Source organism: Pseudomonas sp. NPDC087690 (assembly GCF_044743175.1).
Lineage (GTDB): Bacteria > Pseudomonadota > Gammaproteobacteria > Pseudomonadales > Pseudomonadaceae > Aquipseudomonas.
This window is the reverse complement of sequence record NZ_JBIUVX010000010.1, coordinates 94,954-103,933: the sequence shown is the minus strand read 5'-3', so window position 1 is coordinate 103,933 and position 8,980 is coordinate 94,954. Positions and strand designations below refer to the sequence as shown.

10 protein-coding genes are annotated in these 8,980 nt (G+C 60.5%); 5 read left to right on the top strand and 5 right to left on the bottom strand.

Annotated elements, in window-relative coordinates:
* Positions 1-114: 114 nt before the first annotated feature.
* Positions 115-1,056, bottom strand: a complete 942-nt coding sequence (locus ACIPIZ_RS13650; RefSeq protein ID WP_253482891.1) for a class I SAM-dependent methyltransferase — start codon at positions 1,054-1,056, stop codon at positions 115-117.
* Between the two features lie 199 nt (positions 1,057-1,255).
* Between ACIPIZ_RS13650 and ACIPIZ_RS13645 the strand changes: the two genes are divergently transcribed.
* On the top strand, positions 1,256-1,669 hold the full coding sequence (locus ACIPIZ_RS13645) for a response regulator (protein WP_064390613.1): 414 nt from the start codon (positions 1,256-1,258) through the stop codon (positions 1,667-1,669).
* 69 nt (positions 1,670-1,738) lie between these two features.
* Positions 1,739-2,407, top strand: coding sequence for an HAD family hydrolase (locus ACIPIZ_RS13640; RefSeq protein WP_401165702.1), 669 nt, complete (start codon positions 1,739-1,741; stop codon positions 2,405-2,407).
* A 122-nt stretch (positions 2,408-2,529) separates the two neighbouring features.
* Here the strand turns inward: ACIPIZ_RS13640 and ACIPIZ_RS13635 are convergent, their stop codons facing one another.
* Together ACIPIZ_RS13635 and ACIPIZ_RS13630 are read right to left on the bottom strand one after the other, a co-directional pair.
* Positions 2,530-3,189: a methyltransferase family protein gene (locus ACIPIZ_RS13635; protein ID WP_401165700.1), complete on the bottom strand. Its 660-nt coding sequence runs from the start codon at positions 3,187-3,189 to the stop codon at positions 2,530-2,532.
* A gap of 172 nt (positions 3,190-3,361) precedes the next feature.
* Positions 3,362-4,258 carry a LysR substrate-binding domain-containing protein gene (locus tag ACIPIZ_RS13630; protein WP_401165698.1) on the bottom strand — a complete coding sequence of 299 codons (897 nt, stop codon included), beginning with the start codon at positions 4,256-4,258 and terminating at the stop codon, positions 3,362-3,364.
* 113 nt (positions 4,259-4,371) lie between these two features.
* Here ACIPIZ_RS13630 and ACIPIZ_RS13625 point away from each other — a divergent pair, with 113 nt between their 5' ends.
* The 3 genes from ACIPIZ_RS13625 to ACIPIZ_RS13615 are packed head-to-tail and all read left to right on the top strand — an operon-like array spanning position 4,372 to position 6,652.
* Positions 4,372-5,424 carry an aldo/keto reductase gene (locus ACIPIZ_RS13625; protein WP_401165696.1) on the top strand — a complete coding sequence of 351 codons (1,053 nt, stop codon included), beginning with the start codon at positions 4,372-4,374 and terminating at the stop codon, positions 5,422-5,424.
* A complete protein-coding gene (locus tag ACIPIZ_RS13620) occupies positions 5,421-6,218 on the top strand; it encodes an SDR family NAD(P)-dependent oxidoreductase (protein WP_401165694.1) in 798 nt (265 codons plus the stop codon). The genes ACIPIZ_RS13625 and ACIPIZ_RS13620 overlap by 4 nt, the downstream gene beginning before the upstream one ends.
* A gap of 23 nt (positions 6,219-6,241) precedes the next feature.
* Entirely contained in the window at positions 6,242-6,652 is a 411-nt protein-coding gene (locus tag ACIPIZ_RS13615) for an SRPBCC family protein (RefSeq protein ID WP_105708726.1), read from the top strand.
* Positions 6,653-6,779: 127 nt separating this feature from the next.
* Here the strand turns inward: ACIPIZ_RS13615 and ACIPIZ_RS13610 are convergent, their stop codons facing one another.
* Entirely contained in the window at positions 6,780-8,174 is a 1,395-nt protein-coding gene (locus tag ACIPIZ_RS13610; RefSeq protein ID WP_064390606.1) for a HAMP domain-containing sensor histidine kinase, read from the bottom strand.
* The gene (locus tag ACIPIZ_RS13605; protein ID WP_064120914.1) at positions 8,152-8,835 is read right to left on the bottom strand and encodes a response regulator transcription factor; all 684 of its coding nucleotides are present in this window, start codon (positions 8,833-8,835) and stop codon (positions 8,152-8,154) included. Before ACIPIZ_RS13605 ends, ACIPIZ_RS13610 begins: the two co-directional genes overlap by 23 nt.
* Positions 8,836-8,980 lie beyond the last annotated feature (145 nt).

Here is an 8,980-nt window from a genome sequence, read left to right as displayed (position 1 = left end):
CAACCCCCTGGTTGGTTTGAGCCTGCTCGCGATTGCGGTCTATCAGTCAAATAAGTGCTAACTGACACACCGCTATCGCGAGCAGGCTCACTCCTACAAGGGATCTTCGGGGTGTCAGGGAGTGCGGTGGAAGATCAGGGCCTTGAGTCCGCTTTCAGGATCGACATCCGCAAACTCCGGCGGATTCTGCAGCCGCTGCTCAAAGCGCAACCCCGGCGCTTCCTGCGTCACGCCATCAATCAGAAAGTCCGAACCGAACGCCGGGTCGTTCATGCAGGCCAGCACGGTGCCTTGCGCCGTCAGCAATTCCGGCAAGCGGCGCAGCACGCGCTGGTAATCCTTGGTCAGTAGAAAACTGCCTTTCTGGAACGACGGCGGGTCGATGATCACCAGATCGTACGGGCCGCTGTTGATCACTTTGCCCCAGGATTTGAACAGGTCGTGGCCGAGGAAACTGACCTTGCTCAAGTCGTGGCCGTTCAAACGGTGATTGTCGCGCCCGCGACTCAAGGCTGCGCGGGACATGTCCAGATTGACCACATGATCGGCGCCGCCCTCGATCGCGGCCACGGAAAATCCGCAGGTGTAGGCGAACAGGTTCAACACACGCTTGCCGTTGGCCTGCTCGCGCACCCAGTTGCGACCGTAGCGCATGTCGAGAAACAAACCGGTGTTTTGTTTGAGGCCCAGATCGATCCGGTACTGCAGACCTCCCTCGACGATAGTCATTTCGTCGATCTCGGCGCCCAGCAGCCATTCAGCCGTGCTTTGCGGCAAGTAACGATGCTGGATCAACAACGTGTGCGCGCCGCACTGCTGCCACTCCGGTGAACGGCTGATCTCCAGCAGCAAGCGCTTGAGGTCGTCCAGTTGCTCGGGCAGCGGTTCCTTGAACAACGACACCAGCACCACGCCTTGCAGCCAGTCCACGGTCAACTGCTCCAGCCCCGGCCAGCAACGTCCGCGCCCGTGAAACAGGCGACGGGTTTCGCTCGGTGCCGCCGCAAGCGCAGGCAACAGATGGGCGTGGAGGGTGGCGAGGGCTTCAGGGTTCATCGGTCAGGGTCGGCAAACAAAAGGGCCGGCATTTTAACCACAAATGCGCCGTTGCGAACGATTGCCGCTGACGGGCAAAAGCGCCGTTTCGCAAAAGACCTGTATCAAAAATGAATTTCTGTAGAGCCCGCTGCTCATACCAGATAAGCAGCGGATTCAAGCCGCTAAATCGTTAATGCAATTCAGGGAGTGCAGTTTCATGTGCCCAACACCGACGGCGGACGCGCACCTTCCTGACGGATTGATTCTGGTGGTTGAGGATGATCCGTTGATTCTGGAGTTTCTCTGCGAAATTCTTCAGGAGGAAGGTTTCAAGGTCGAGCCGCACACCAGTGCTGACGCCGCATCGCTTTATCTGGAGCAACACGCCCAGCAAGTGGCGTTATTGCTCACCGATATCACCATGCCCGGCACCCTCAATGGCGCCGATCTGGCCAACCTGGTCGGTGACCGCTGGCCGGACAAGCCGGTGATGGTCATGTCCGGCTATGAAACGCCGGAGACCTCCGGGGTCAAGCATTCGGTGGCGTTTATCAAAAAGCCTTGGGCTATCGGCCAGTTGCTCGACTGTGTGGACAGCGCGTTCAAGTCCAAGGCCCCGCGCCTGCACTGACACGTTGGGTGAATCGGCCCGGCAAGTGCTACATTGCTGGCCCGGTTTCTAGCCAAAGGATGCGACGTTTTGTCTGCTCACGATTCTGTTTTCGATCGCGCATTCGGCGCGTTCCTGTTCGACATGGACGGCACCGTCCTCAACTCCATCGCCGCTGCCGAGCGCATCTGGTCCGCTTGGGCGGTGCGTCATGGCGTCGATGTGCAGACGTTCCTGCCGACCATCCATGGTGCGCGTGCCATCGACACGATCAATCGCCTGAACCTGCCCGGCGTTGATGCCGAGGCGCAAGCGGCGTTCATTACCCAAGCGGAAATCGAAGACGTTGAAGGCATTGTCGAGATTCCCGGCGCAGCGGCGTTTCTCGACAGCTTGCCGAAAGAACGCTGGGCGATGGTGACCTCGGCGCCACGGGATCTGGCCTTGCGGCGCATGGCGGCAGCGGGGATTCCTGCGCCTGCGGTGATGATCACTGCGGAAGATGTGCAGGCGGGCAAGCCTGATCCGGCCGGCTATTTACTGGCTGCCAAACGTCTTGGCCTGGAAGCGCGTGATTGCCTGATTTTCGAAGACGCCACGGTCGGCATTCAGGCTGCCGAAGCGGCCGGTGCACCGCTGATGATCATCACCACCACGCATCAGCATGCGCTGGAAACGGTGCATGCGACGTTGGCCAGTTATGCTGCGGTCAGCGTCAAGATCGATAGCGACGGTCAGCTCCACCTGCAAAAAAACTGACACAACACAATCCCTTGTAGGAGTGAGCCTGCTCGCGATAGCGGTGTGTCAGACACACAGATTTGACTGACACATCGCTATCGCGAGCAGGCTCACTCCTACAGGGTGACGGTGTTCGCAAATCAATAAACCCCAGGCACCAAACGCCAACTCCTCGCGCAATAAGCGTCGTACTCAACCCCAAACTGCGCACGCAGCAGCGCCTCTTCGGAACGAATCCGGGCAATCAGCGGAATCAAGGTCAGCGCCGCCAGCAACAGCCCGACCACCGAACGAAACGCCAGCGCCCAGCCCACGGCATTGATCACCAATCCCAGATAACTCGGGTTACGCAGGTGCTGATAAATGCCCTCGGTGACCAACCGATGCCCCGGCTGAATCGCCACCAAGCCACTGAAACGCCGCCCCAGCACAAACACCGGCCACAATCGCAGCGCGCCGCCGACGATAAACAGCAAAGCGCCGAGCCAGCGCACGCCTTCACCACCGAAGGTCCAGACATTCACCCGGTCGCAGTAGGCCGGCAAGAATCCGCTGACCAGACCAATCACGCCAAAGGCCGGAATCACCCAGCGATTGGCCCGGTCTTCACGCTCGCCAGCACTAAGGTTGACCTCGCTGAACAGTGAAGCGATCACCATGGCCATCGTCGCCAGTGCCACGATCACCAACGAACCGTGGGAAAAGAACATCGCCACACCGCCAATGCCCCACACCGCCAGACCCAGCCAAGCGAGGGTGGCGAGGACTGCGACGACGGTCATTTGCGCAGACATTTTCATGGTCAACTCTCGGCTGGGTGCGTATCCGTTGAGTGTAGAACGCCCGAGGGCAATGGTTGTGGCTGCTGGCCTCATCGCGGGCAAGCCCGCTCCCACAGGGATTTGCGGCGTACACAAAGTTCAGGCTCACCCATGAACCTGTGGGAGCGGGCTTGCCCGCGATGAGGCCCGTTCAGTCAGCGGAAATCTCATTACCTGTCAAAACGGTGCGGAAAGTCTCGACCAACGGCCGCAAATTGACCCGGTGCCACGCCGCCCACAATGGCGTGGTCAATGTCAGCCACGGCACCTCACGCAACACCACTCCCGGCGGTGCGTTATGGCTCAAACCTTTCTGGATCATCGCAATCCCCAACCCCGACGCCACCAGCCCCAGCGCGGTAAACGGCTCGGTCGCCTGCATGCGCACATCCGGATTGAAGCCCGCGCGGATGCACGCGCTGACAAACTCATCGTTGGCATCCTGACGCGGCTGCACGCCGATCCATTCCTGCTCGGCCAGATCCTCGGGGCTCAGCACGCTCTGCTGGGCTAACCGATGATGCTCCGGCAACGCCAGCAGCATCGGATCATCCAGCACCTGAAGGCTCAGCAGATCAGGATCGTCATCGGTCGGCGGCTCACTCACCAAGGCGATATCGAGACTACGCTGTCGCAAGCCTTCCAGTTGCTCGGCGGAACTGAGGTTGTACAACGCGACGTGCACATTCGGCCGATCGGCGCGCAGCACGCGCAAGGCATTAGGCAAAACTCCGGCGTGCATGGCGTTCTCGATATAGCCGATGCACAGGCCGCCTTCTTCACCGCGACCGAGGCGTTTGCCGAGGGATTCCAGGCGATTGGCGTGGGTCAGCAGGGCGCGGGTTTCAGCGAGGAAGGTCTGGCCGTCGCGGGTCAGGCGAATGCGTTGCTGGCTGCGCTCGAACAGGGTCAGCCCGAGGCGCTCCTCGAGCTGGGCGATTTGTCGGCTCAGCGGCGACTGGGAAATATGCAGCCGTTCGGCGGCGCGGCCGACGTGTTCTTCCTCGGCGACTACAACGAAGTAGCGCAATTGGCGGATGTCGATCATGTCAGACCTATAGGGACTCAAGTGCTGCAGATTATGTCTTGGACGGTCTCGGTGCCGCAATCTAGGATCTGCTCAACGGTCACGCAGACCCAGAACCTATCGAGGAAAAACCCATGAGCTTGAAAGACAAATTGCCCGGCCAACTGGGCTTCGGCACCGCCCCGTTGGGCAACATGTTCCGCGCCATTCCGGAAGCGGAAGCGCAAGCCACCGTGCATGCGGCCTGGGATGCCGGCGTGCGTTACTTCGACACTGCGCCGTTTTACGGATCCGGCCTGTCGGAGATCCGCCTCGGCGAAGCACTGAAGCAATACAAGCGCGACGACTACGTGCTCAGCAGCAAAGTCGGTCGGGTCATTCTCGATGAAATCGAGGATGCCGCCGCCCGCGATCTCGGCGAAAAAAGTGGTGTATTCGAACACGGTCGCCCGAACAAGATCGTCAACGACTACAGCGCCGACGCGACCCTGCGCTCCATTGAAGACAGCCTCAAGCGCCTGCAAACCGATCGCCTCGACATCGTCTGGGTGCACGACATCGCTCAGGACTTCTACGGCGATCAATGGCTGGAATACTTCAACCAGGCGCGTACCGGCGCGTTCAAAGTGCTGACCCGCTTGCGCGAAGAAGGCGTGATCAAGGGCTGGGGCCTGGGTGTGAACAAAGTCGAGCCGTGTGAACTGACCCTCGATCTCACTGAAGCGCAACCGGATGGTTTCCTGTTGGCCGGTCGCTACACGCTGCTCGACCACGAACGTCCGTTGCAACGCCTGATGGATGCGGCGCTGGCCCAGAACGTTGAAATCGTCGTCGGTGGCCCTTATAGCTCAGGCATCCTCGCCGGTGGCGCGCACTTCGAATACCAGAAGGCCAGCCCTGAGATCATCGCCAGGGTGGAACAGATCAAGCGCATCGCCGCGGTCTATAACGTCGATGTAAAAGCTGCTGCACTACAGTTTTCGCTGGCCAACCCAGCGGTCGCGGCGGTGATTCCCGGTGCAAGCAAACCGGGGCGGATTGCTGAAGATGTCGCGGCGTTGTCGGCGGTCATTCCTGCCGGTTTCTGGCAGGCATTGCGTGAAGCGAAACTGGTTTCTGAACGGGCGCCGTTGCCGGATCAAAAGATCGCAGCCTTCGGCAGCTCCTACATGGGGGGTGTGCAATGAAGATTGACTTGGGTGGCAAACTGGCGATTGTCAGTGGCAGTACGGCGGGCATTGGTCTGGGTATCAGTCAGTCATTGGCTGAGGCGGGGGCTACGGTGGTCGTCATTGGCCGCGACACCGGCAAGGTCGAACAGGCGCTGGCGAGCATTCGCGAGAAAGTCCCTGGCGCGCAATTGCGTGGGTTGGCTGCCGATCTGGGCACTGCAGAGGGCGCGCAGAAACTGTTCGCCGCCGAATCGCGCGCGGACATTCTGGTGAACAATCTTGGCATCTTCGACGCTGTCGATTTCTTCGAAGCGCCGGACAGCGAGTGGACGCGTTTCTATGAAGTCAACGTGATTTCCGGCGTGCGCCTGGCGCGGCATTACGTGCCGGCGATGGTCGAGCAGGGTTGGGGCCGGGTGATTTTCCTGTCCTCGGAATCCGGTGTGGCAACGCCTGCCGACATGATCAATTACGGCGTGACCAAAAGCGCCAATCTGGCGGTATCCCACGGTTTGGCCAAACGTCTGGCTGGCACCGGTGTAACGGTCAATGCGATCCTGCCGGGGCCAACCTTCACCGATGGCCTGCAAGACATGCTCAAGGATGCCGCTGCCGAGTCCGGGCGCAACCTGCGCGATGAAGCCGACGCCTTTGTACGCAAGGCCCGCCCGACCTCGATCATCCAGCGTGTCGCGGACGTTGAAGAAGTTGCGCACCTGGTCACCTACATTGCTTCGCCGCTGTCCTCAGCCACCACCGGCGCAGCCTTGCGCGTCGATGGCGGCGTGGTCGACAGCCTGACGATCTGAATTCCCGAGAGAGACGTTTATTTATGCCTACAGCATCCGCAACCATCGATATTCCGGCTTCGGCCGATCAGGTCTGGCAATTGATCGGCGGCTTCAACACGCTGCCCGATTGGCTGCCCTTTATTCCCAACAGTGAACTGAGCGACGGCGGCCGCGTGCGCACGCTGCAAACCGCTGACGGCGGCGTGGTGGTCGAGCGTCTGCAAGCGTTCGATAACGCGGCGAAGACTTACAGCTATTCGATTGAACAGGCGCCGTTCCCGGCGACGGATTATCTGGCGACGATCAAGGTTGAAGCCCAAGGGCAGGGCGCACGGGTGACGTGGTCGGGGCGGTTCAACGCCAAAGGTGTGAGCGATGAGGAAGTGGTGGCGCTGTTCAGCGGCATCTATCAGGGTGGCCTCGAGGCACTGCGCGCCAATTACCCAGCCTGAGCTGATGATCGTTCCCACGCTCTGCGTGGGAATGCAGCCCGGGACGCTCTGCGTCCCTTTCAGAGCCGAACGCGGAGCGTCCGTTGAGGCATTCCCACGCAGAGCGTGGGAACGATCATGTCGAGGATCAGGAGTTCTCGATCAGGCTCTGCCGGCAATCGAGCAGCAGTTTCGCTCCACCGAGATCACTGCTGCCGACTTCCAGACTGAAGCCGTGCAAGCTGACAATCGCGGCGACAATCGACAGCCCCAAACCAAAGCCCCCTTGCGGCTGCCCACCCTCGGCGCGATAAAACCGCTGGAACACCGCCTCACGCTCAGCCTCGGGAATCCCCGGCCCGGAGTCGTGCACTTCAATCCGCGTCTGCCCACCCGCGTTTACACCACGCAACATCACCGTGCCGCCCGGCGGGGTGAACTTGATCGAGTTGCTCAACAAATTCGCCAACGCTTCGAACAACAGCGCCCGATCACCATTCAGCGCTGGCAACGTCTCCGGCATGTTCAAGTCGAAACGCAGTTCGCCTTCCTCGGCCAGCGGCAGGTAAAACTCGTGCAGCTCTTCCAGCAATTGCACCGGATCGAGTTCGACAAAACCTGAGCGGCGCTGCCGGTCCTCCAGCTCGGAAATCCGCAGCAACCCGCGAAACCGCGCCATCAGCGTGTCAGCTTCGGCCAGCACCAGATCCAGTTGCGCCGCTTCCTGCGAGCCTTCGCCGGCCTGTTGCTGCATGCGGTAAAGCTGCGCGCGCAGGCGGGTCAGTGGCGTGCGCAAGTCATGGGCGATGTTGTCGCAGACGCCTTTGACTTCATTCATCAAGCGCTCGATGCGTTCGAGCATGGCGTTGACAATGGCGGCGAGCATGTCCAGTTCATCGCGGCGATTGGACAGCGGCAAGCGGTGCGTCAGATCGCCGGCAACAATCGCCTGCGCGCTGGCCTGAATCGCGCGAATCCGCCGCAACGGCCGGCGTCGCAGCAAATGCCAACCGGCAATCCCCGGCAGAATCGTCAGCGATACGCCCCAGAACAACGCGTGCAAAATGATCCGCGTCACCGCGAACAGCGAGCCGTTGTCGCGCAACAACACCAGCCAGCGACCGTCGCGGGTTTGTGTGGCGACGGCGTCGCAGCTGTCATTGGGCAGGGTCGGGTCGTCGGAGTTGGCGCAATCGGCGAGCATGTGGATCTTGCCGTCCAGCGGCAGCCCCTCGGGGATCTGCTGCAACGCGCCGCCGAGGTAAACGCCGTCGGCATCGAACAAGCCATAGGCGTCGATGCCGCGAATGTCGAAAGTCATGCTGGCGGCGAGGGCGTCTTCCAGCTGTGCGCCGCGAAAGTGCGAAAACAGGTGCTGACGTTGCATCAGCGAGTGTTTGGCGAGGTTGTCGAGGTAGCCGGAGACCTCGTAATACATGACCCCCATGAGGATCGCGCTCCACGCCACGAACAGCGAACTGTACAGCGCCAGCAAGCGGCTGCTGGAAGAGCGCCAACCGTCAGACGGGTTCGGCAATGACATAACCCGAGCCCCGTACCGTGCGGATCAGCGGAACATTGCCCGCCGCGTCGATTTTCTTGCGCAGGCGACCAATGTGCACGTCGATCAGGTTGGTGCCGGGGTCGAAGTGATAGCCCCAGACTTCTTCGAAAATCATCATCCGCGAGAGAATCTGGCCGCTGTTGCGCATCAGGAATTCCAGCAGTTTGTATTCGGTCGGCAGCAGCGTCAGGACTTGCTCGGCACGCCGCGCCTCATGGCTGATCAAGTCGAGTTCAAGGTCGGCCACCTGCAACGTTGTCGCTTGAGTGGCGCCGCTGTTCTGTCGACGCAGCAAGACTTCAACCCGTGCGGCCATTTCATCGGTGGCGAACGGTTTGGTCAGGTAATCATCGCCGCCGGCCCGCAAACCACGTACACGCTCGTCGACATCGGAAAGGGCGCTGATCATCAGAATCGGGGTGGCCACGCCCATGGTGCGCAGGGTGGTGACGATGGCCAGGCCATCGAGTTCGGGCAACATGCGATCAAGGGTGATCAGGTCGTAGTTGCCGCTGACAGCGCGGTCGAGGCCTTCGCGGCCATTGTCGACCCAGTCGACGTCGAGCCCGTGGCTGCTCAGTTCGGCGACGATTTCCCGGGCGGTCACGGCGTCGTCTTCGATGGTCAAGATACGAGTCATAGGCAGGCCTGTTGATCGGTTCAAACGGAATGGCTGCATTTTGCCAAGAAAATCCGTTGACGCTTTAAATTAACTTTCATGTTCACCTGTCACAAACGCAAATTTCGAGCGTGATGGGTATTCGAGGCCAATGCATAAAACCCGC

Bases quoted from the DNA above. Each gene is read 5' to 3' on its own strand.
- ACIPIZ_RS13650 (WP_253482891.1), bottom strand. From the start codon at position 1,056: ATGAACCCTGAAGCCCTCGCCACCCTCCACGCCCATCTGTTGCCTGCG.
- ACIPIZ_RS13645 (WP_064390613.1), top strand. From the start codon at position 1,256: ATGTGCCCAACACCGACGGCGGACGCGCACCTTCCTGACGGATTGATT.
- ACIPIZ_RS13635 (WP_401165700.1), bottom strand. From the start codon at position 3,189: ATGAAAATGTCTGCGCAAATGACCGTCGTCGCAGTCCTCGCCACCCTC.
- ACIPIZ_RS13630 (WP_401165698.1), bottom strand. From the start codon at position 4,258: ATGATCGACATCCGCCAATTGCGCTACTTCGTTGTAGTCGCCGAGGAA.
- ACIPIZ_RS13625 (WP_401165696.1), top strand. From the start codon at position 4,372: ATGAGCTTGAAAGACAAATTGCCCGGCCAACTGGGCTTCGGCACCGCC.
- ACIPIZ_RS13620 (WP_401165694.1), top strand. From the start codon at position 5,421: ATGAAGATTGACTTGGGTGGCAAACTGGCGATTGTCAGTGGCAGTACG.
- ACIPIZ_RS13615 (WP_105708726.1), top strand. From the start codon at position 6,242: ATGCCTACAGCATCCGCAACCATCGATATTCCGGCTTCGGCCGATCAG.
- ACIPIZ_RS13610 (WP_064390606.1), bottom strand. From the start codon at position 8,174: ATGTCATTGCCGAACCCGTCTGACGGTTGGCGCTCTTCCAGCAGCCGC.
- ACIPIZ_RS13605 (WP_064120914.1), bottom strand. From the start codon at position 8,835: ATGACTCGTATCTTGACCATCGAAGACGACGCCGTGACCGCCCGGGAA.